The following is a 20876-nucleotide window of genomic DNA, read 5'->3' as shown; positions in this document are numbered from 1 at the left end:
TTAGGGCCCCTGGCAACCCGTAGAATTACTTGTCGGTATAGTCATCGGAGAGGCTGACACCGGTGATTTCGATCGTTTCCAGAGGTACATCCTGATGGAAGTCCTTGCTGCCGGTTTTCACACTCTTGATTTTGTTGACCACGTCCATGCCATCGGCAACTTTACCGAAAACACAATAGCCCCAGCCCTGGGCGTCTTTGCTGCGGAAGTTCAGGAAGTCGTTGTCCTTGACGTTGATAAAAAACTGGGAGCTGGCGGAATGGGGGTCCATGGTGCGCGCCATGGCCAGGGTACCCGCGTCGTTCTTCAGGCCGTTGTGGGCTTCGTTCTCGATGGTTTCGCGGGTTTTCTTCTGCTCCATATCGGGGGTCATGCCGCCGCCCTGGATCATAAAGTTGTCGATCACCCGGTGGAAAATGGTTCCCGTATAAAAATCGTCACGGCAGTACTGCAGGAAATTGGCCGCCGTCTTTGGGGCTTTGTCAAAATCCAGTTCGATGGTGATGTCCCCATGGGTGGTGTGCAGGGTGATCATAAAATGTCCTATAACGGTTGGTTTGGGGCGGCATGATACCCTGTAGTCTGGGGCTGTAAAACGTCGAGCTGGGATATCTGTATTGGTTGCTTAAAAAGTGTGCGCTATCGGTGCGGTTCATCGGTACTCGCCCTTTCAAATCCGATATTCTGTGCCACAACTAGGCTATAATCCGCCGCTGACATTCGCACAGCTGTAACGGGAAACCTATGATATCCGAGCGCAAGCCTGCTCACTTTTTACAGAACCTTATCCGCGAAGACCTGGCAGAGGGCAGGGTAACCCAGGTGGCAACCCGCTTTCCGCCAGAACCGAACGGCTACCTGCACATTGGCCATGCCAAATCCGTCTGCCTGAACTTTGGTCTCGCGAGGGAATTTGGCGGCACCTGTAATTTACGCTTTGACGACACCAACCCGGCCAGGGAAGAGGAAGAGTATGTCGACGCCATCAAGCGCGATCTCTCCTGGCTGGGTTTTGAGTGGAACGGCGAGGCCAGATACTCCTCGGATAATTTTGATCAACTGTATGAATGGGCACTGTACCTGATTAAAGAGGGTAAGGCTTACGTCTGCGACCTGTCTGCCGAGGAGGCCCGTCAATATCGTGGCACGCTAAAAGAGCCGGGTAAGAACAGCCCCTACCGCGACCGCTCCGTGGAGGAAAATCTAGTGCTGTTTGAAAGGATGCGCAATGGCGAAATGGCAGAGGGTCAGTGTAGTCTGCGCGCCAAAATCGATATGGCTGCGCCCAATATCAATCTGCGCGACCCGATTATTTACCGTATCAAGAAAATGGCTCATCACCAGACCGGTGATAAGTGGTGCATTTATCCGAGCTACGATTTTGCTCATGGCCAGTGCGATGCAATCGAAGGGATCAGCCACTCCATTTGTACTTTGGAGTTTGAAGATCACAGGCCCTTGTATGACTGGCTGATTGAGAACCTGCCGGTGCCTTCGCGCCCGCGCCAGTACGAGTTTGCGCGCCTGCACCTCAACTACACCGTGGTGTCCAAACGCAAGCTGAAGCAACTAGTGGACGAAGGGCATGTGGATGGCTGGGATGACCCCCGTATGCCGACCCTGTCCGGACTGCGCCGCCGTGGATTTACGCCCACTGCGATCCGCAATTTCTGCGAGATGATCGGTGTAACCCGCTCCGACTCCGTGGTGGATGTGGGTATGCTGGAATATAGCATCCGCGATGACCTGGATAAAAATGCGCCGCGCGCCATGTGTGTGTTGGCGCCCTTGAAGGTCACTCTGAAGAATTACCCCGAAGGGCAGCAAGAAATGCTGGCGGCGCCCGGCCACCCGGTACGCGATGACTTGCCTGCCCGTGAACTTCCCTTTACCCGCACTCTCTATATCGAGAAAGAGGATTTCCGCGAAGAGGCCAATAAGAAATACAAACGTCTGGTACTGGGCAAGAAAGTTCGCCTGCGCAACGCGTATGTTATTTTTGCGGAAGCAGTGGTCAAGAACGATGTCGGTGAGATTGTCGAGGTGATTTGCTCGGTAGATCTCGACAGCCTGGGTAAAGACCCGGGCGATGGCGTTAAGCCGAAAGGCGTGATCCATTGGGTGTCTGCGGAAAAGAATGTGGATTGCGAGGTGCGCCTGTACGATCGCCTGTTCAACGATCCGGCCCCGGATGCCGGTGGTAAGAACTTCCTCGATTGCGTAAACCCGGACAACCTGCAGATCCTAACGGGTTGTAAAGCGGAAGTTGGCCTTGCCAATATAGAGCCGGAGCAGGGTTACCAGTTTGAGCGCAACGGGTATTTTTGCCGTGACAGTAAATACGGCAGTGTGGAAACTCCGGTGTTTAACCGTACCATCGGTCTGCGCGATAGCTGGGCCAAGGAACAAAACAAGTAACTGCCCACAGGGTGGTTTGGGAAGGTGGGGCTATAGGTTGGCTCTACCTCAGGCAGCAAATAGAATTTGAGAGAAGAGATGTCTCTACAGGTCTACAACACCTTTTCCGGGAAGAAAGAACCCTTTGTGCCACAGGTGGAAGATCAGGTACGCATGTATGTGTGTGGCCCGACCGTGTACAACCGCGTGCATATCGGCAACGCCCGCCCTGTAGTGGTGTTCGACACCCTTTACCGGGTGCTGAAAAGAAATTTCAGCGATGTGATTTACGCGCGCAATATCACCGATATTGAAGACAAAATCATGAAGGCCGCGCGGGAAAACGGCGAGGAAATCGGTGTGTTGTCGGCGCGCTATGCCCAGGCCTACTACGAGGATATGGCTGCGCTCAATAACCTTGAGCCGGATATTGTCCCCTACGCCACCCAGCATCTGCCGGAAATGATCTCTATGATAGAAAGCCTGTTGGAGAAGGGCCACGCATACGCTGCCGAGGGTCATGTGTTGTTCGCGGTGGAGTCCATGTCCGACTACGGCCAACTGTCCAAGCGCTCTCTAGACGATATGCTCGCCGGTGCGCGGGTGGAAGTGGCACCCTACAAGAAATACGCGGGTGACTTCGTACTGTGGAAACCTTCGGCAGGTGAGGAGCCGGGCTGGGTCAGCCCCTGGGGCCGCGGTCGCCCGGGCTGGCACCTGGAGTGCTCGGCAATGATCAAGAAGCACCTGGGGGATACCATCGATATTCATGGCGGCGGTCGCGACTTGACCTTCCCGCACCATGAAAACGAACGCGCCCAGAGCTGCTGCGCCAATGGTGTGGATTTTGTGCGCTACTGGATGCACAACGGCTACGTCAATATCGACGGCGAGAAGATGTCCAAATCCCTGGGTAACTTCCGTATGGTCAAGGATCTGCTGGCGCTGTACCCCGGTGAAGTGCTGCGTTTCGCGCTGCTGTCCGCTCACTATCGCTCCGAACTGAACTTCAGTGCGGACCTGCTCGACCAGGCTTGGCGCACCCTCGATACGCTTTACGGTGCCTTGCGTGAGACTGAAACAGTGGTGACGGAAACAGCCGACCTGAGCGACAGCGCCTTCCTCAAGGCGTTGGAAGACGACCTGAATACGCCTATCGCCATCAGCGAATTGCACCAGATTGCCCGGGATCTGAACAAGGCCGAAGTTGCCGATAAAGCGCACCTGAAAGGTTTATTACTGGCTGCTGGCGATATGCTGGGTATTCTGCAGCAGGACCCGGAAGCCTGGTTTAAACAGGCACGCGGAGGTGAGGAATCCATTTCCGCTGAGGAAATTGAAGCCCTGATTGACGAGCGCGTACAGAGCAAGAAAAACCGCGACTTTGCCCGCGCTGATGAGATTCGAGAGGCGTTAAAATCCAAGGGGGTGGTACTCGAGGATAGCCGTGAAGGTACCAAGTGGCGCCGTGAGTAGGGCGCCCCATACTCAATAGGAACAATTAAAGCCCCACTCTAACCTTGTTGTAAAAAATTGGTTGGGGTGGGGTACAGAACCCGAATTTCATTTGTAGAAACAAGCTATGAAAAAAGTATTTGTCCTGATCACTTCTCTTGTCGCCGTGGTAACTCTCAGCGCCTGTGCGCCCAAGCGTGGCTCCGATGCCTGGTGTAAAAAAATGGACAGTATACCCAAGGGTCAATGGAGCATGAATGATGCGGGTGACTACACCAAGTACTGCGTCTTGAACCAAAAGCCGGAAGAAGAATAAGCAGGCAGTTAGTCGTTGTTCTTCACCGATTCCCACCAGCACTTCTTTCGCCCGCTGACCGGTAAATACCGCGAGCAGGTGGTGGAGTGCCTGCGTCTGTTGTATGAGCGTCTGTATACCGCCAAGGCTGACTACGGTGAGTCCTTGCTACGCGAGCAAATTCTTGAAATTTTTGCCGAAGCCCTGACCCGCGCGCCGCAGCTCGACAGCGAGGAGGGTGTACAGGACCCGGAAGGCCGTTTCCGCAACCTGCGCGATCAGGCCGTCTGGGTAATGAATAGCCTGGTGGAGTTCGGTTGGCTGGAAAAGCAGGTGGATAGCGCCACCCTAACCGCCACTTATCCCTTCAGCCGCCGCGGCCGCCTGTTTACCCAGCCCCTGGTGGAAGTGAACGGCACTCGCGTGCGCACCCGCCACCGCAACACCCGCAATACTTTAAATGCCCTAGAGGCCTTTGCCAGCCGGGGTGAAATCCACGACCTGATCGATGCCTGGGAGTATTCCGAGCGTATCGTGGCGGATTTCACCGATATGATTGCGGAGCTGGAAGAGCGCAAGCGGGAAATGGTGCGTGAGGTGGAGGCCCAGCTGCTGGTACAACTGGCTACCGACCAGTTTTTCTCCTTTATGGAGAGTCGCTTTCAGCCCGACCTGGCCATTCGCCTGTCTGCGGACAGCGTGGAAAAGCACCGCGACGCTATCAACCGGGTAATTGAGCGTATCCGCCGCAAAGAGGAGGTGCAGAAAGCGGAGTGGGAGAAGCGCCTGCGCCAACTGCTGCCGGAACTGGTACAGCAGGGACAGTCCCTGCTGTGGCTGATGCTCGATACCATTGAGGACCGTATGCGCCGCGCCTGTGAGGTGAAGTTGCCCGCACTGCGCCGCGCCCTGCAGGGCTTTACCAAGCGTGCGGATATTATTATTCGCCAGCTCAGTTACCTGCACAGTCAAGCCGAGGGCGAGTTTGCCGATCTGTGCCAGCGCCTCGGCGACAGCCAGCAGAAAACCCAAATCCTCGGACAGCTGGGCGAAGCGTTGGGCGGCTTCCAGCTGCGTCTGTTCGACCCCAGGCACACCCAATTATGGCAGCGCAGCCGCCGCCACCCAGTGAATACCCGGGTCGAAGAAGAATCCCCAATCGGTGAGGAGGACCGCCGCGAGATCGAGCTGCAACAGCTCCTCGACCAGGCGTTTAACTTCAACAACAGCCATCTGCGGGAATATTTACACAATGCCCTGGGCAAAGGCCGCCAGATCAACAGCCGCAACCTGCCACTGCGGGATGCGCGGGATTTACTCGCCATGAGCCATGTGATCGAAGCGGCAGCGGTGAGCCAGAGTGGTGCCGCCGACTTGCAGGTGAAATTTACCGGCGAAATTGCCAGCAATGATTATTTCACCGAATTTGACGAATATATCCTGGAGCTGAAAAATTGTGATTGAACAGGCTTTGGAAGAGGCTCTGGCACAGTGTCATCTGAACCGCAGTGAGTTTTCCGAACTGCTGGTGCGCCTGTTGGATTACGGCGTGATTTGTCGGGATGAAAGCGTGATTGAGACCACGCTTTACGATCGTTTCCAGCGCTGCAAGCAGCTGGTGCGCGAGTGGTTGGCGCCGCTGGGATTGCGTTTGCAACACGACAGCCGTTTCCAGTATATCCGTGTCTATCCGCCCGGTGCCGAAGTGCCCGGCCTGCCGGATCAGGAAGAGCCTCACCACGGCGGCTTCCGCGCACGCCTTGGACAGCAGGAAGTGGCCGCGATCCTCTCCCTTCGAGTGGAATACGACAAGGCGCTACGAGAAGGGCAGGTGGATGAGAGCGGCTGTGTTGCGCTCTCTCTGGAGGCTCTGGAACTCGGGATGCGCAACCTGCTGAAAATGTCCCTGCCGGACAAACACGCCGAACGCAAAAATCTTTTGAAGAAATTGCGTCAGCTGCGCCTGGTGCAGTTCAGCAGTGAAGAGGCGGAGACCAGCGCGGAAGTCTGGTTGCGGGTGCGCCCGACGATCGCCCACTTTGTTAGTGAATCGGTATTGCGTCAGCTGGTGGAGAGTGAGGCTCCAGAGGTTGCCTGCCCCGATGGCCGTGAAGGAGGCGAATCTGAGCAAGAGAAATCCTCTGCGCGTATCACTCCAGACAACGAGGATCACAGCCTGTTTTAGACAGAAGCTTCCCCTTAGAGAGAAATAAAAAATGGTCGGAAGTACCGGCTATCAATCATCGATAATATTCGACCGCCTGGGGCTACGCTAGTCGCACCCAGGGGCCTTGGAGAGGGAAGTCGGGTTCCCGCCTGCGATAAGACTATGTTTCTGAAAAAACTGATCCTGATCAACTGGGGCAATATTCCGCAATTGGAATATGAATTCGGCCCAATCAACCTGTTTTCCGGCGGCAACGGTTCCGGTAAAACCACCGTGGCAGACGCGATCCAGACCCTGATGACCGCCGCCCACGACACCCTGTTTACTTTTAACCCCGGGCAAGACGAAACGACCCAGCGCGGACGCGGCGGCAAGCAGGTGCGCACCCTGGCGTCCTATGTGCTTGGCTGTGATGACGGCAGTTACGCCCGCCTCGAGCCTACCGATGGTTATATCGCCGGTGTTTTCCATCCCACCAGTGGTGAAGAAGATGCAGAGCCATTTACTGCGGTGATGGGTATTCGCGCGCATCTGGATAACAGCAGCCAGCCCGCCCAGGCACGCCAGAGTGATTTACGTTTTTTTGTATTCCCCGGCGGGCAATTGGTCATGGGGGACTTTGTCCGGGATTACACCGACGGCAAGCACCTGCTGCCTTTGGATAAATTCAATCAGGTACTGGGCAAGCAGTTCGAAAAAGTTGAGCAGTACGACAAGAAAAAGGCCTACCTGCGCCGCCTATACGGCGCCTTGCGTGGCCGCCGCGATGCGGTGCCCGATCGCGAGGCCATGCACGCCGCGCGTACCTTTGCCAACTTTATGGCGTACAAGCCGGTCAAAAGCATCAACGATTTTGTCGCCCAGGAAGTACTGGAAAAACGCGATTTGGGCGATGCCATCCGCTCGGTTTCCGAGCTGATGAAAACCATTCACAGCATGGAGCAGGAGGCGCGTCAGATTGTGCAGCGGGTCAGCTCCCTGGAGACCATCGCCCAGTCGGTGGAATTCTACCGGGAGCAGTGGCTGCAACTGCGTGTACAGGAATATTTGTGTGCACGTCACCGCCTGCAGCGCGTTCAGAAAAGCTACCTGAGCGGCAAGAATGACCAGCAGAAACTACGCAGCAATCTGGAAAACAATGAGCGCGAAGTGCGTATCGTTTCCGAGCGTGTCGAACAGCTCAATGGCCAACTGGTAGAGCTGCAGGCCCAGCGCCTGGGAATCGATGCGCTGCGCAACAAGGACGAATTGGAGCAGCGCATTAACAATGCTCTGAACCTCCTGTCCCAGCAGCACACACCGCTGTCCGCCGAAGAGGTCCGCTGGCGTGAGAACCAAGAAGCTGCAGAAGAGTTGTTAAATCTGCTGAACAGCACTTCCGCCGAGTTGGAAATCAACGCCTTCTCCGACAAGGCGCTGGTGCAGGCGATCAAGCGGGTGGCCTGCGAAGAAGACCTGCCGGATCTGCACAAGCTATTGGGCAAAGACTGGATCAATCTGGCCGCACTGGAACCCTTGCGCGAACGCGCTTCCAGCAGTGAAGCTTTACAGAATCGTCTCTGTGAACTGCTGGAAAGCAGTAACAAAAGTGCAACCGGGGATGAGCCCTCCCCCAAAGAACAGATTGCCCAGCAGGCCGCCCGCTGGGAGCAAAAAGTACAGCAACTGCAAAAGCAGTTGCGCACCCAGGAAAGCCGCATTCAACACTTGCAGGCCAACCGCGTCCGCTACCCCCAGGCAGTGGAAGGGGCTCTGGCTGCCATTCGCGAACAGTGCCCTGAAGCGGAGCCCCGCGTCCTTTGTGACTATGTGGAGGTGCTGGATGAGCGCTGGCAAATGGCGATTGAGGGCTACCTGGGTGGCGCGCGCTTCTCGATTATTGTTGAGCCGGAACATGAAGCACGAGCGATGCGTATCGTACGCAGCCTGCCGGGGCGCAATAACCGCGCCCGCGTTATCCAGGGGGATAAAGCCCGCCGGGATGCCGAACGCCTGGATACCCCGGCCAATTCCGTTATCGAGCTGATGGAATTTACCCATAAAACCGCCGAACACTATTTGCGCGTGTCCTATGGCGCCGTGGTCCAGGTGGAGGATGAGCACGAATTACGCGGCACTCGCCGGGGCCTGACCGTCGATGGTATGGCCAGTGGCAACTACAGCATGTGGCGCTGTGATATGGACGATGCCGAACTGGTATTCGGCCAGGGCGCCCGTGCCCGCGCATTGGCAGCCCAGCAGCGCGCTATGGAGCAGCTGCTTGAGGAAGCTGCACAGGTTAATGAGCGCCACCAGCTCTACCGCCGCGTTATCACTGCAGTGCGCGGGCTGGCGAATATCCAGTTACTCTCGATTGTGGATTCCGCGCTGTCCGCCCAGCGGGAGTGGCGCAACGCTGAGCGTGCCCTGGAAAACCTGGACTTGAAAGACTTTGAGCAGTTTGAACAGCAGGTGGATGAACTCAAGACCCAGCTGAAAGCCCAACAGAAGCTGTTGTCTGATCTGCAGCGGAACACCGGTTCGCTGGAGACCAAATTAAAGGGCAATGAAAAGCTGTTATACGCACTGTCCGGCGAGCTGGAATCCCTGGACGATGCCGCCAGTGAAAGCGAGGCGATGGTAAGGCGTATTACTGCTATTGATCCCACCTTCGATGCCGAGCAGGTCTTGATCACTGCAGACAAGCAGGTGCAACACGCCGCGGACAATTTTGATTTCTCTGTGGATATCGAAAATTGGCAGGGAATACTGGAAAAATACAGCCGCCAGCTGGATCGCGCGGTGATGGAGTACAATGCCACTTGTGCCAGTGTGGACACCCTGATGTTTGAGCCGGACCTCACTGGCGGCCACAGAGACGGGTTGTTCAAGTTGATCAGTGGGCTTGGTGATCAGGTAGAGACACTGCGCAACCGTCTCAAAAACAACCTGTTGGTGGAGCGTCACGATCAATTATTGGGATTGAAAAAATCCTTCAATACCACGTTTGTAACTCACTTGTGCCACGCTATTTACCAGTCCATCAATGACGGCAAGCGTGTGCTGGATGACCTCAACAAAGAGCTGGAGCATCATCGCTTCGGCGCCGACCGCGAGCGCTTTCGTTTCGATTACCAGTGGGTGGCGGAATTCAAGGAATACTGGAACTTCTTTAAAGCGGTGATCGAACTGCCGAATCTGGGCGAAGAGCAGAGCCTGTTCGATACGGATCTGGCGCCCAAGCACCGCAAAGTGCGCGATCGCCTGCTAGATATGTTATTGAGTGAGGATGAGCAGGTGGCACGGCGCGAGCTGGACCGCATCAGCGACTACCGCAATTACCGCAGCTACGAGATTTACAAGGAATTGGAAGACAAATTGCCTATCGCCCTCAGCCAGTACGGCACCGGCTCCGGCGGCCAGTTGGAAACCCCAGCTTATATTATCCGTTCCGCTGCGGTCACTTCCGCCTTCCGCTTTGGTGAAAGCGGCAGCCATTTGCAGATGGTGCTGGTGGATGAGGCTTTCTCCAAGATGGACGAATCCCGCTCCAAGGAAGTGATCCGTTACCTCACCGAAACACTGGGATTGCAGCTGCTGTTTATTATGCCCAGCAGCAAATCCGGGCCATTTATGGACCTGATTTCGAACCAGTTTGTATTCAGTAAGTGCCCCAGCGCCAAACCTATCGGCCAACTGAATACCCGGGTATATGTGGATCGCAAGGTGTGTAACCAGGAGCGTATCGCCGAGCTCTGGGCCAATCACCGCCGCACTATTCGTCAACAGGCATCGCTGGATTTTATGGGATTGGTGGAAGTAGAGTGACTTGACAGGGAGTGTATAGCTTGGGGTGAACCCCCACCATTGGCAGGGAGGCAACTGATGGAAAAGGCATTGCCCTATTGGGTGGAAGAGAACCCGCTGTTGATCGGAATCCTGCATTTTATTTTGGATCAGCGGGATAGCCAGCTCGAACGGGGCACGGAAGCGCGTATCAGCTTCAGGCTGGATCTGCGCGCCGGCAGTAAGCGCTGGCAAGCGGTGTTGGAGCCACTCAGGGACCCGACTCAAGATGAGCAGGCGTTGTGGGATGAACTCCAACACTTCGCCAGGAAATACCAGTGCTTTGCAATAAAGCCGAATCCCAAACGGCGCCCGGGTGTTGCGGAGTGGCAGGGTGCCCAGCTGATCTTTCGGGATGCCTGTGAGGAACAGTTGCGCCTGTGGCTCAATCGCCCACCCCCCAATTTGCGTAAAGCTGTCTGGACTACGCTGCTTGAACCTTACGCTGACCGCTTTGAAAATCCCACCGCTTTTCCCATGGATGGATTGGAGCTGCAGTTGGGGTTTGAATCTGTAGAAGAGATGGTTTCCTGCTGGGCCTCCGTAGGAAAAGAGCTGGTATTTGCCAAGAAAATTTCTTGGCGACAATTGGCCGCGCGCTGTTTTAAGGGGGACTCCAAATACCTTGAATTGCACAGCCGCCAGTCCCTGGTGCGCAACTTGTATCCAGAACTGAGCCGGAAAATCCAGGAGCGCCAGTTGTTGCTCCACATTTATCTGCCCGCGCAATATGAGCAGGTCATTTTTATCGAAAACCAGGATACTTTTATTAGCCTGGCGGAACAGCAGCCCATGCATACCGCACTGGTTTATAGCGAGGGTTATCGGGGTGGGGCCGAGCGTATTCGCAATCATGAGATCGCTCGGTTTGGTACGTTTAATACAGCCAGTGAAGATGTTCGGCAACAATTTCTCCATTGGTGGTATAGGAATAGCTCGCGTTCGCTACCCGTTTTCTTCTGGGGAGACCTGGATTATGAAGGGATGCGTATTGGCGCCGCATTGAAAAAGAGCTTTCCTGAATTGCGGTGCTGGCGTCCGGGGTATGACTTGTTACTGGATACCCTCTGCGCGGGGAGAGGACATGCCCCTCTGCAGGCGGATAAGGAGCGGCAAAAACCGATCCAAAAAATCGGCTGTGAATATGCAGATGGTACCCTGATACCGGCTATGACAACCTACCAGTGCCATGTGGATCAAGAGGCTGCAGAATTTGGCGAGTTACCGGCTGGATTGTTGTAATTTATCTTTTGGAGATAGCCTGGATCGCTATCCGATAAAATTATTCCAGCCCTTAAAAAATGGCTATATCAAAGCCTTTGGTCATTTTTCAAATCTGTTTTTATGCGCAATATCTCGGAAGATGCAGTAAATTTAGGGTAAAAATGCCTCTTAAAAATAAGAAGGAACGTTTTTGGAGATTTTATGCGTCAATTTTCCATTTTGGTTATTTTTGTTTTGGCCTTTGGCGGCGCCGCTGTTCTGTACGAGCAGGAAAGTCGCAAGGTGAAAGGCGTGCTGACCCAGATTACCCAACTGCAGGCACAGATGGGCGATCTGCAGGCAGAGGTCAATCGGCTTAACAGCGAGCTGAAGACTGTGAAGCTTGCCGAGCGTCGCCGGCCCAACCTGAGCACTATGGCCAGCCGGATCCGCCGTGAGGTACCCGGCTCTGGGGCACCCCAACCGGTCGTTGGAACAGGGCTTGAAGGTACATCCAGTGGTTTGATTGCCTCTGATGTCACCACGGCGCCGCCGGCGATCCGGTCCAATGATGGCAGCAGGGAGGATGATCGTGACTGGTCACACCCCACTGTAGATGCAGACCAATACCAGGGAGAATCTGAGGAGCAGGAAGTACTGGACCCCTACCAGTAATTCTCCGCCATCTATTGATTTCAGCTTGAAAGGCCGCAAAATACCTGTCTTCTGGTGCGTTCCGCGCCAGGTATCTCGTGGGTCTGTTGCTTGTAGCGGACACTGTTTGTAGCCACTGATTGTGAGGGGGCGAACCGGCAATGCCATTAAACAAATTCTACGCATCATTGAATAGTCAACTGGAAGGCCTGCTCTCGGCAGAGCGGGACTGGCTGGCCAATACCGCCAATGCCAGCGCGCTGCTGTTTATGGCGCTGGAAAATATCAATTGGGCCGGTTTCTACATCCTCCACGGCGATGAGTTGCGCTTGGGGCCCTTTCAGGGCAGGCCAGCCTGCACTCGTATCCCTGTTGGCGCCGGTGTCTGCGGCACAGCGGTTTCTAGCGGAGAACCCCAACTGGTTGATGATGTACACCAGTTTCCCGGCCATATCGCCTGCGATGCGGTTTCCGCTTCCGAGGTGGTTATCCCGCTTTACACTGTCAGTGGACGCTGTCTGGGTGTGCTGGATATCGACAGTCCCAGGGTTGCCCGCTTTACTGAAGCAGACTTGATGGGACTGCAGGCTTTCACACAAGTGCTACTGAGTGCCTCCGAAATCCCCGTGAACTGATTCTCTGTGGCATGGGTGCTCTGATGGTCGGGCCCCGAGCGTTGAAATAGAGCAAAACAGCTTGATTTTGTGAAGGGGCTATTATGTTTGTACTACTGGCCTGGATGAGCCGATGATTCGAGAACAAATTAAGAATGTGAAAAGTGCCATCGGCTTAAACATCCTCGGGTTGTTCATTTATGAGTAGGCTTGGATAGCAAAGTACACCAACGTCATTGAGAAGTCTTCCGTAGGGGGCACCTTACACAGTTTGGCGGTTTTGCGAGCGATGCTGTACATGGTTTAATGGCATTTATCCAATGAACACTCACGCAGTCTGGTCGGGCATTTCTGAGCGCTGCTCTCGCACCGCATTAATCAGACCGCCAGCTTCCAATATTTGGATCTCATCTTCTGATAGATCGTGCCGCAGATAAATACTGTCACCAGGTAAAGGTACTTTTAATTCTATCGGCTTGCCCGATTTTAGCTGGTCGATTGGCTGGTCAATTTCCAATACAATATCCTGCTTGAGATGATCGTAATCACCTGGATTATCAAAAAGCAAAGGCAGCACGCCAAAGTTTACGAGATTGCGTCGGTGGATCCTCGCCATGCTTTTTGCGATTATGCAGCGAACACCCAGGTAGCGCGATGATATGGCAGCATGTTCGCGACTGGAGCCTTGTCCGTAGTTTTCCCCGCCGACCACATAGCAATCCCCGTTCAGGTTCTTCGCGCGTTGATAAAAGTTTTCATCGATTCTGGAAAAGGTATAGCGACTGATAGCGGGGATGTTGGAGCGCAGCGGCAGTATCTCCGCGCCGGCGGGGAGTATTTCATCGGTGGAAACATTGTCGCCGGCTTTGAGTAGCAGAGGGCCCGTCAAACTGCCCGGTAACTGATCAAAGTCCGGTAGAGGTTTAATATTTGGACCCTTGATCAGCTCAACGGCTACGGGGATTTCTGCTGGAGGCTGCAGTTGTGGACGAATATCCGGCAGCTGTTCCGGCTCCTGAAAAGTCGGGTAGTCCATATCCAGGTCACGGGGATCGGTAATTTCGCCTTTCAGTGCGCTGGCGGTGGCGACTTCGGGGCTGCATAGATAGACCTGGTCCTCCGCAGTGCCGGAACGACCGGGGAAATTCCGTGGCACTGTGCGCAAGCTGATGCGACCACTGGCTGGTGCTTGACCCATACCAATACAACCGCCGCAGCCGGTTTGGTGTAACCGCGCGCCGGCTTCGAGCAGTTTTGTCAAATCCCCAGTGCGGCTGATTTCCTCAAGCAATTGGCGCGAGGTTGGATTGATATCGAAAGAGACATCATCGGCAATGTGGCGACCGGTGACCATGTGTGCAGGTATCGCGAAATCCCGCAGGCCCGGGTTGGCGGAAGAACCAATATAGCTTTGGTAGATAGGGCGACCTGCCACATCGCGAACAGCGACCACTTTGTCCGGACTGGAGGGGCAGGCAATCAGTGGCTCGAGTTTGGATAAATCAATGGTGTCATTTTCATCGTAGTTCGCGCCCTCGTCGGCTTTCATTTCGACGAAATCAGTTTCCCGCTGCTGTTGTTTCAGAAAGGATTTTACCGCCTCATCGGCAGGGAAGACACTGGCCGTAGCCCCCATCTCCTGACCCATATTGGCGATGACGTGACGGTCCATCGCCGTCAATTTCACAAGGCCGGGGCCATAGTATTCAACGATTTTGTTCACGCAGCCCTTGACTGTCTGCCGGCGTAACATTTCCAGGATGATGTCTTTGGCGCTCACCCAAGAGGGCAGCTCGCCTTCGAGCTTAACGCCAAGCACTTTTGGCATCTTCAGCGGGAAGGCCGTGCCGGCCATAGCCATGGCCACTTGCAGGCCACCTGCGCCTATGGCCAGCATACCCATGGAGCCGGCCGCGCAGGTGTGGCTGTCGGAGCCGAGTAATGTTTTGCCGGGAATATCGAAGCAGGACATATGCACCGGGTGGCTGACGCCATTACCGGGGCGCGAAAACCAAAGCCCGAATTTGCGGCAGGCGCTCTGTAGAAACAGATGGTCGTCGGCGTTCTTAAAATCGGTCTGCAGCAGGTTGTGGTCCACATACTGAGCGGAGATCTCGGTCTTTACCCGCGACAATCCCAACGCCTCAAATTCCAGCATCACCAGGGTGCCGGTGGCATCCTGGGTCAGGGTTTGGTCGATCTTGATGGTTATCGGACTGCCGGGCTCTAAATTGCCGCTGACGAGGTGACTTTGGATCAGTTTCTGTGCCAGGTTCATGGTCATATAGGTACCCTTGAATGCAGATTCTGTCGCTGGAGAACACCACCTGCGGCTTATTACAGTCACGCCCATTGTAGTTCAGCGTAAAAGGGCCAATTTGTGGTTATGGCCCCGCTCTCGTTGGTCGTATCCAGTACAGTGTGTATGGTCCTTGGACTTGTTGTATTTGACGCGATACGAAAGATGCTGTTTTTTTGCCACAGACAATCATATGACCTGCATCAGTTCCTTTGATGGCGGTGTGCTTCGGCAAATGCTGGCTGCTATACGGCTTTTACTTATAGAGCCTGCTAAAAATAAGAGAGTACAGCGGGAGTAGCCGGTCAGATTTTGGCAATGGAAACCAAAATACCCGTCCAGAATGTCATATAAAACATCTAATGAAATCAATAACCTAGCTAAACTCAATGCAATACCTCTATCGAGAACGATAATATGAGTTCCACTGCTGTGTTGGCCCTCTGCGGCAGCCTTAGGCAAGAATCCTTTAATAAAAGGCTGCTGCATCAAGCCATTCAACTGGCACCCAGGGAACTGGAATTCTCTCTGGGTAACCTCAGTGATTTACCGTTGTACAACGAGGAGATAAAGAATGCTGGCTTTCCTGACAGTGTTGATCGACTGAATCAACTGCTCATTGACGCGGATGCCATACTAATAGTCACGCCAGAGTATAATTACTCTATTCCCGGAGTATTAAAAAATGCCATTGACTGGCTATCCCGATATCAACCCCAAGGATTCTACAATAAACCGGTCGCCATTATGGGTGCCAGTCCTGGCCGCATGGGCACTTGTCGATGCCAATATCATTTGCGCCAAGTCATGGTGTTTTTAAATGCTTGGGTTCTCAATGAACCTGAGATCATGCTCAGTGACGCTTCCAGAGCTTTTGATCACCAGGGGCGATTGAACGACCCCAAGCTGGTGGAGCTGGTACAGAAACAGATGCAGAGTCTGAAAAAGATGGTGCATGCCTGAGAGGGATCAGCTGTTAACCTGGCTCGGAAAGCAGTAAATTATAGGCGCGCTGGCGTTTCAGGGGTTCAAAATGTAGCTGGACATTGAGCAGCCTAATGAATTGCCCACTTGTTGCCTGCATAGCGCTTCAAAAGTACATCAAAAAGACGCCAACCAGTGGGTTGAACTGGTTGGCAACAGATCCTTTGAGTTTATGATTCTGGTATTTGCAGTGTATTCCTATTAACGCAGGTTGCCGATGCACCTATGGTATTCTCTGATATAAATCTTGCCTCCTATAGATGGATTGGCATTAGATTTATCAGCAGCGGCATTACGACAACCTTCTACCTGATCCCGAGTCAGACCCATCTCGGGATGATGCCATCTACCACGGACCGACATGTCTGTTGGTTGCTGGTATCTGGGCAGTACAGTCGGGGGCTGTACTTGATAGAAGTATCTACTATTTTCATCAAAGCGATAGAAAGTGTTACCACTTTGATAGTAGGTCTTACCAAGAATCTGCACTGTGGCAGCGTTAGACGGAAGCTGTGTTAAGCGCTCTTGCGCATAGCTGAAACCAGCAAGAGAGAATAACAGTACCAAAGAAAGTAAATAACGCATGATGATGTCTCCTTCTCCCAACTTGGCAACAAGTCTACTCAATTGGGTGTGCTGTCCCAATATGCGCTGGTGGATAGTTCGGTTGCTAAAGCATGAATTTTTAAGAATGCAATGCGATAATGGAGAATTCCCAAGTAGTGATTTCTTATGATGTTCACATAAAAGTCAAAGAACGTTCTAATTAATTTCCTCGGGGTAGCATCTGGAACCAGCACTGTAAGATGTTCCAGAATTAACTATTTCTGCTTGCTGCTGCGAGTCAGGTTCACTCCGACGTCTGATTGAGTCGATTGTAAGGTGACTGACCTGCCACTTATTTTAATTTCGCCCGGATCTCAGAGGGGGTAGGCTGGTATTCGTAAATCAACCAGATATGCCAACGCATTTGAAACCCCAGGCATTAAGTATATTTGTAAATCTTGGGTGCCGATGTCGTCCCTACCGAGCGTGATTTGAGTCCTTCACGTTAAACTTTATCCTCAATAAGATTTTCCGTTAATCTGGTTGTATGTATATTTTAAACTGAGGAAATGTTAACTGACTGAGTCGGGGCAGTATTGTATGTGAGATGATAGTCAATCGCACCTCTGAAATGGCCCTGTGTGGTTTTTATATCTGTTTTGGGGGTCAAAGGATGCAAGTGGCTAGAAGGCCGCTCATGAATCCCTTCTTTATTGACGGGTTAATAACAGTCCGGTTTCAGTATGCTCTGTATAGGGGAATTGATCGAACAAAGCAAATTGTTCGATGCTATGTGTCTTGCTCAGCAGTTTCAGGTTTTCCAGTTGAGTTGTCGGGTTACAGGAAATATAGAGAATCCGTGGGAGGCGGGCCACCATTGCGCAGGTGTTTTTGTCCAGGCCCGCGCGCGGTGGATCCACCAGCACAGTACCAAAATTGTAGAAATCCAGATCAATGTCTGAAAGGCGTCGGAAGGGGCGCACCTTGTCAATGGCCTGGGTTAATTCTTCGCTGGACAGGCGCACGATGTTTAGGTTGGTGACACCATTTGCACGGATATTTTCCCAGGCAGACTTCACCGAGACTTTGGATATTTCAGTGGCCAACACCTTTTCAAAATTTTTACTCAGGGGAATAGTGAAATTACCATTGCCACAGTACAGTTCCAGCAGATCGCTGTTATCGTTTCCACAAACCCGTTTGGCCCAATGGATCATAGAACGGCAGATTTCGCCATTGGGTTGGGTAAAGCTGCCTTCCACCTGTTTGTACTGGTACTGCTCGCCGTCAATCTCCAATTTTTCCGTTACATAGTCCTGCGCCAGTACTACCTTTTGCTTGCGCGAGCGGCCAAGGATCGGAAAGCCGAGCATGTCCTGCAGAGCGCGGGCCTCTTGCTTCCATGTTTCGTCCAGTTTCTTGTGGTAAATCAGGGTGATCAGTGCATCGCCGCTCATGGTCGTGAGAAACTCGGCGGAGAAGAGGCGTTTGCGCAGTATTTCACAGCCATTGATGGCTTTGAGGACGACAGGCATCAGCTGATTCATCAGCTTGGAGCCAATAGTGAAGGTATCTATAATGAAGGGTTTTTTATGTTCACCCTGACGATACATGGCGTAGTGGGCCGTGTTGTCCTGATGCCAGATCTTGAATTCAGCCCGCAAACGGTAGTGGCTGGGTGGGGATGGGAATAGTTCCAGTTCCAATGTGGTAAATTCCCGATATGCTTCCCTCAGGCGTTGGGCCTTGTTGTACAACTGGTCTTGATAGTCATCGGTGTTCGCGCGGTGTAGTGCCATATTAAAATACAGTAGTCGCAATTACAGGGAGGGTGCGCATTATAAAGGAATCCGTATGGCAATAGGTAAGATTGCAGTCAGGGTGCACGGGCAGGGGTTGTACGAGTTTACCCGGCAGGTTGCGGGCTGGCTTGCCCTGCAGGAGGTGGACGAAGGGCTCTGTACACTGTTTATTCAGCACACATCGGCGAGCCTGTTGATTCAGGAAAATGCCGACCCCAGTGCGTGCGAGGATTTGGAAGCTTGGCTCAACCGGCTAGTGCCCGAGCGCGACGGTCTCTACACCCATACCCAGGAAGGTCCAGACGATATGCCGGCCCATATCAAATCGGCACTAACCGCAGCGAGCCTGTCTATTCCTGTTCAGAGCGGCCGTTTGATGTTGGGTACCTGGCAGGGTATCTACCTTTGGGAGCACCGCCACAAACACGGGCAGCGGCGAATTATTTTACACTTGTAGCGGTGGCTACAGACAGTTGGTGGGTTTGGGGAGGCCGGCGATTTTACTGGCGATCTTGGCCGGGCTGGGCGGAAACAACTGCATCAGGTAGATACTGCGGCCTTTGTCTGCGCCCAGGTGCTGGCGAATATAGTGAACCAGAGGGCGCATCGCTGGGGATAGCTCAAACCGACGATAGAATTCCTGCAGCAGTTTAATCACTTCCCAGTGGGCCTCCGTCAGTTCGATACCCTCCGCCCGTGCCAGTTGCACGGCTACCGAGGGGCTCCAGTCGCACAGTTCGCGCAGGTAGCCCTCCTTGTCCAGGGGGATTTTACGGCCTTCCACATCCAGCTTACGCATAGTCAGTGTCAACGAAACCAGCTGACGATGGGATTGTGTTGCGTGCAGAGCTGCACCCAGCGGATATCGTCAATCACCTCTACATTGGGTTTTGCCGACGCTGTGGCTTCCTGGGCGCGCGCGGCTGTATCCACTTCCAGACAGTAAATCCGCGCGCCAGGGATGGCCCGGAAAAAGTCACCCTGCAGGGCGTAAACGCCATCCTCAATCAGGAGCAAAGCATCTCCCTGGGCAAAGCTCTCCAGGCAATCCTGTAGAGCGTTTGAGCTGAACGGAGACTGGTTAACAATATGCAAGGTCATCCTAAAAGCTCAAGACACAGTGGTAGGCGGCGATAAGGGTACCTGGCTCCCGGATTGTCTTCACTTCAACACCGGGAATTTGCACCTGATCGAGGGTGATTGTTCGATCTCTGAGACTCTTATGGCAAACAAGGATCTGCTCAATCCCGAACATAGGCAATGCGAGCAGGTTGCGGCGCAGGCTCTTTTGTCCGATCTCTTCCGGCGACTGGTGATCCAGCAACTGGAAAATGCCGTCCCCAAGAAAAAGCAGGTCGATCTCCTGCTCCATAGCTGCAGATGTCAGCACTGCTTCGAGTCCCTCTCGGGCAATGGCACTGCCATAGGGGGGAGTGCGGCAGAGGGCGATTGTGCTGTGGCTCATGATCACGCTCCGAAGGTTACCAGGCGCTCGGAATGCGCCACGGCGTCCACCAATTGGCCGAGACCAGCCAGTTCAAATCCATCGGCCAGGTTCGCAGCAGGTTTTTCCAGGCGCTTCGCCTCCCGTTCACTGAGTACACCGCGCCTCTGTGCTGCGGCGATACAGATCACCAGGTCCAGGTGATACCGGCGCTGCAGTTCCTGCCATTGGGCGATCAGGTCCGTCTCGTCTTGGGGAGGGGCGGCGAGGGTGTTGCCGTTTTGCACACCGTCACAATAGAAGAATACCCGGTAAATTTCGTGCCCCTGTGCCAACAGCACCCTGGCAAACCGCAGGGCGCTAGATGCGGACTGGGCGCTGTAGGGCGCAGAGTAGACTGCCAGGGAAAATTTCATAGGGGGCCGAACAGTAAAATGCCCCGCGCTGCGGGGCATTGAAAATAGCGCAACAACAGCTGCCTGTCAGTCGTCGGAAGAGGCAAATCCGAAGATATGGAGCAGGGCAGTGAACAGGTTCAGGATATCCAGGTACAGGGCTGTAGTCGCCATCAGGTAATTTGTCTCACCCCCGTGAATAATGCGGCTGGTGTCATACAGGATAAAACCCGAGAATAACAGGGCGATAACACCGCTCAGGGCAACACTGGCCAGGGGCAGGTAAAGACCGAAGAAACCGGCGATTAGCATACCCAGGGCGCAAACCAGTACGGCAATCAGGCCAACAAACAGGAAGCCGCCCATAAAACTGAAATCCTTGCGGGTAGTCAGTACATAGGTGGACAGGGCAAAGAAGATCACTGCAGTGGTTCCCAGAGCCTGCATAACAATCTGGCCACCGCCAGCAAGACCCAGGTAATGGTTGAGCAGTGGGCCGATAGAAGCGCCCAATAAACCGGTAAATGCAAAGACAACGCCAATACCGGCGCTGGAGTTAGCAGTGCGCGGTAGTACAAACCAGATCAGGGCCAGTGCTGTCAGGGAACAGATAAGGCCCACGCCGCGGCCCATGCCCAAAGCCATGGCAATACCGGCGGTAGCGGCACTGAAAAGGACGGTCATAGCCAACAGGGCATAGGTATTGCGCAACACCTTCGTCGATTCCGAGCGGTCCTGTGCGCGGGTATGTGAATAAGTTTGCGGTTGCATTAAGCGGCTCCTGCTATGAATTGAT

Annotated in this window: 20 protein-coding genes; 11 read left to right on the top strand and 9 right to left on the bottom strand. The window is 53.8% G+C overall.

What is annotated here, in order from left to right; all coding sequences use genetic code 11:
- Positions 1-25: 25 nt before the first annotated feature.
- Positions 26-535 (bottom strand): peptidylprolyl isomerase, encoded by a 510-nt coding sequence (locus ACL7TT_RS04525; protein WP_299944845.1) that lies wholly within the window; start codon positions 533-535, stop codon positions 26-28.
- A gap of 209 nt (positions 536-744) precedes the next feature.
- Between ACL7TT_RS04525 and ACL7TT_RS04520 the strand changes: the two genes are divergently transcribed.
- The 9 genes from ACL7TT_RS04520 to ACL7TT_RS04480 all read left to right on the top strand — a co-directional run bounded on the left by ACL7TT_RS04520 (position 745) and on the right by ACL7TT_RS04480 (position 12631).
- The gene (locus ACL7TT_RS04520) at positions 745-2418 is read left to right on the top strand and encodes a glutamine--tRNA ligase/YqeY domain fusion protein (protein ID WP_413393504.1); all 1674 of its coding nucleotides are present in this window, start codon (positions 745-747) and stop codon (positions 2416-2418) included.
- A gap of 78 nt (positions 2419-2496) precedes the next feature.
- Complete coding sequence (gene cysS / locus ACL7TT_RS04515; protein ID WP_413393502.1) at positions 2497-3873, top strand: cysteine--tRNA ligase; 1377 nt, start codon at positions 2497-2499, stop codon at positions 3871-3873.
- A 106-nt stretch (positions 3874-3979) separates the two neighbouring features.
- Positions 3980-4168, top strand: coding sequence for a DUF3012 domain-containing protein (locus tag ACL7TT_RS04510; RefSeq protein ID WP_413393500.1), 189 nt, complete (start codon positions 3980-3982; stop codon positions 4166-4168).
- Between the two features lie 15 nt (positions 4169-4183).
- The gene (locus tag ACL7TT_RS04505; protein ID WP_413393498.1) at positions 4184-5611 is read left to right on the top strand and encodes a Wadjet anti-phage system protein JetA family protein; all 1428 of its coding nucleotides are present in this window, start codon (positions 4184-4186) and stop codon (positions 5609-5611) included.
- Positions 5604-6332, top strand: coding sequence for a DUF4194 domain-containing protein (locus ACL7TT_RS04500; RefSeq protein ID WP_413393496.1), 729 nt, complete (start codon positions 5604-5606; stop codon positions 6330-6332). Before ACL7TT_RS04505 ends, ACL7TT_RS04500 begins: the two co-directional genes overlap by 8 nt.
- Positions 6333-6476: 144 nt before the next feature.
- Positions 6477-10121, top strand: coding sequence for an ATP-binding protein (locus ACL7TT_RS04495; protein ID WP_413393494.1), 3645 nt, complete (start codon positions 6477-6479; stop codon positions 10119-10121).
- A gap of 57 nt (positions 10122-10178) precedes the next feature.
- The gene (locus tag ACL7TT_RS04490; RefSeq protein WP_413393492.1) at positions 10179-11381 is read left to right on the top strand and encodes a Wadjet anti-phage system protein JetD domain-containing protein; all 1203 of its coding nucleotides are present in this window, start codon (positions 10179-10181) and stop codon (positions 11379-11381) included.
- Between the two features lie 183 nt (positions 11382-11564).
- Entirely contained in the window at positions 11565-12017 is a 453-nt protein-coding gene (locus ACL7TT_RS04485; RefSeq protein ID WP_413393490.1) for a hypothetical protein, read from the top strand.
- A 140-nt stretch (positions 12018-12157) separates the two neighbouring features.
- Positions 12158-12631 (top strand): GAF domain-containing protein, encoded by a 474-nt coding sequence (locus ACL7TT_RS04480; protein ID WP_413393488.1) that lies wholly within the window; start codon positions 12158-12160, stop codon positions 12629-12631.
- 307 nt (positions 12632-12938) lie between these two features.
- Here ACL7TT_RS04480 and ACL7TT_RS04475 read toward each other — a convergent pair whose 3' ends face one another.
- Entirely contained in the window at positions 12939-14894 is a 1956-nt protein-coding gene (locus ACL7TT_RS04475) for an aconitate hydratase (RefSeq protein ID WP_413393487.1), read from the bottom strand.
- Between the two features lie 432 nt (positions 14895-15326).
- On the opposite strand from ACL7TT_RS04475, the gene ACL7TT_RS04470 reads away from it, so the two are divergent.
- Complete coding sequence (locus ACL7TT_RS04470) at positions 15327-15872, top strand: NADPH-dependent FMN reductase (RefSeq protein WP_413393485.1); 546 nt, start codon at positions 15327-15329, stop codon at positions 15870-15872.
- Positions 15873-16094: 222 nt separating this feature from the next.
- Here the strand turns inward: ACL7TT_RS04470 and ACL7TT_RS04465 are convergent, their stop codons facing one another.
- A complete protein-coding gene (locus ACL7TT_RS04465) occupies positions 16095-16478 on the bottom strand; it encodes a hypothetical protein (protein ID WP_299944871.1) in 384 nt (127 codons plus the stop codon).
- A 671-nt stretch (positions 16479-17149) separates the two neighbouring features.
- A complete protein-coding gene (gene trmA / locus ACL7TT_RS04460; protein ID WP_413393483.1) occupies positions 17150-18238 on the bottom strand; it encodes a tRNA (uridine(54)-C5)-methyltransferase TrmA in 1089 nt (362 codons plus the stop codon).
- 55 nt (positions 18239-18293) lie between these two features.
- Between trmA and ACL7TT_RS04455 the strand changes: the two genes are divergently transcribed.
- Positions 18294-18698 (top strand): secondary thiamine-phosphate synthase enzyme YjbQ, encoded by a 405-nt coding sequence (locus ACL7TT_RS04455; RefSeq protein ID WP_413393481.1) that lies wholly within the window; start codon positions 18294-18296, stop codon positions 18696-18698.
- A gap of 6 nt (positions 18699-18704) precedes the next feature.
- On the opposite strand, the gene ACL7TT_RS04450 is transcribed toward ACL7TT_RS04455, so the two are convergent.
- The 5 genes from ACL7TT_RS04450 to ACL7TT_RS04430 all read right to left on the bottom strand — a co-directional run bounded on the left by ACL7TT_RS04450 (position 18705) and on the right by ACL7TT_RS04430 (position 20851).
- Positions 18705-19040, bottom strand: coding sequence for a TusE/DsrC/DsvC family sulfur relay protein (locus tag ACL7TT_RS04450; protein WP_413393479.1), 336 nt, complete (start codon positions 19038-19040; stop codon positions 18705-18707).
- Between the two features lie 8 nt (positions 19041-19048).
- Positions 19049-19342, bottom strand: a complete 294-nt coding sequence (tusB, locus tag ACL7TT_RS04445) for a sulfurtransferase complex subunit TusB (protein ID WP_413393477.1) — start codon at positions 19340-19342, stop codon at positions 19049-19051.
- Between the two features lies 1 nt (position 19343).
- Positions 19344-19706: a sulfurtransferase complex subunit TusC gene (gene tusC / locus ACL7TT_RS04440; protein ID WP_413393476.1), complete on the bottom strand. Its 363-nt coding sequence runs from the start codon at positions 19704-19706 to the stop codon at positions 19344-19346.
- A 2-nt stretch (positions 19707-19708) separates the two neighbouring features.
- Positions 19709-20101, bottom strand: a complete 393-nt coding sequence (gene tusD, locus ACL7TT_RS04435; RefSeq protein WP_413393474.1) for a sulfurtransferase complex subunit TusD — start codon at positions 20099-20101, stop codon at positions 19709-19711.
- Between the two features lie 66 nt (positions 20102-20167).
- On the bottom strand, positions 20168-20851 hold the full coding sequence (locus ACL7TT_RS04430; protein WP_299944884.1) for a Bax inhibitor-1/YccA family protein: 684 nt from the start codon (positions 20849-20851) through the stop codon (positions 20168-20170).
- Positions 20852-20876: the final 25 nt, after the last annotated feature.

The sequence above is a fragment of the Microbulbifer jejuensis genome (genome assembly GCF_047289955.1).
In the GTDB taxonomy this organism is placed as follows: domain Bacteria; phylum Pseudomonadota; class Gammaproteobacteria; order Pseudomonadales; family Cellvibrionaceae; genus Microbulbifer.
This window is presented reverse-complemented; position numbering and strand designations above follow the sequence as displayed.

Coding starts and splice junctions, on each gene's coding strand:
- ACL7TT_RS04470 (WP_413393485.1), top strand. CDS start 15,327: ATGAGTTCCACTGCTGTGTTGGCCCTCTGCGGCAGCCTTAGGCAAGAA.
- tusB (WP_413393477.1), bottom strand. CDS start 19,342: ATGACCTTGCATATTGTTAACCAGTCTCCGTTCAGCTCAAACGCTCTA.
- tusD (WP_413393474.1), bottom strand. CDS start 20,101: ATGAAATTTTCCCTGGCAGTCTACTCTGCGCCCTACAGCGCCCAGTCC.
- ACL7TT_RS04465 (WP_299944871.1), bottom strand. CDS start 16,478: ATGCGTTATTTACTTTCTTTGGTACTGTTATTCTCTCTTGCTGGTTTC.
- ACL7TT_RS04490 (WP_413393492.1), top strand. CDS start 10,179: ATGGAAAAGGCATTGCCCTATTGGGTGGAAGAGAACCCGCTGTTGATC.
- ACL7TT_RS04450 (WP_413393479.1), bottom strand. CDS start 19,040: ATGCGTAAGCTGGATGTGGAAGGCCGTAAAATCCCCCTGGACAAGGAG.
- tusC (WP_413393476.1), bottom strand. CDS start 19,706: ATGAGCCACAGCACAATCGCCCTCTGCCGCACTCCCCCCTATGGCAGT.
- ACL7TT_RS04520 (WP_413393504.1), top strand. CDS start 745: ATGATATCCGAGCGCAAGCCTGCTCACTTTTTACAGAACCTTATCCGC.
- ACL7TT_RS04510 (WP_413393500.1), top strand. CDS start 3,980: ATGAAAAAAGTATTTGTCCTGATCACTTCTCTTGTCGCCGTGGTAACT.
- ACL7TT_RS04475 (WP_413393487.1), bottom strand. CDS start 14,894: ATGACCATGAACCTGGCACAGAAACTGATCCAAAGTCACCTCGTCAGC.
- cysS (WP_413393502.1), top strand. CDS start 2,497: ATGTCTCTACAGGTCTACAACACCTTTTCCGGGAAGAAAGAACCCTTT.
- ACL7TT_RS04430 (WP_299944884.1), bottom strand. CDS start 20,851: ATGCAACCGCAAACTTATTCACATACCCGCGCACAGGACCGCTCGGAA.
- ACL7TT_RS04455 (WP_413393481.1), top strand. CDS start 18,294: ATGGCAATAGGTAAGATTGCAGTCAGGGTGCACGGGCAGGGGTTGTAC.
- ACL7TT_RS04525 (WP_299944845.1), bottom strand. CDS start 535: ATGATCACCCTGCACACCACCCATGGGGACATCACCATCGAACTGGAT.
- trmA (WP_413393483.1), bottom strand. CDS start 18,238: ATGGCACTACACCGCGCGAACACCGATGACTATCAAGACCAGTTGTAC.
- ACL7TT_RS04485 (WP_413393490.1), top strand. CDS start 11,565: ATGCGTCAATTTTCCATTTTGGTTATTTTTGTTTTGGCCTTTGGCGGC.
- ACL7TT_RS04480 (WP_413393488.1), top strand. CDS start 12,158: ATGCCATTAAACAAATTCTACGCATCATTGAATAGTCAACTGGAAGGC.
- ACL7TT_RS04495 (WP_413393494.1), top strand. CDS start 6,477: ATGTTTCTGAAAAAACTGATCCTGATCAACTGGGGCAATATTCCGCAA.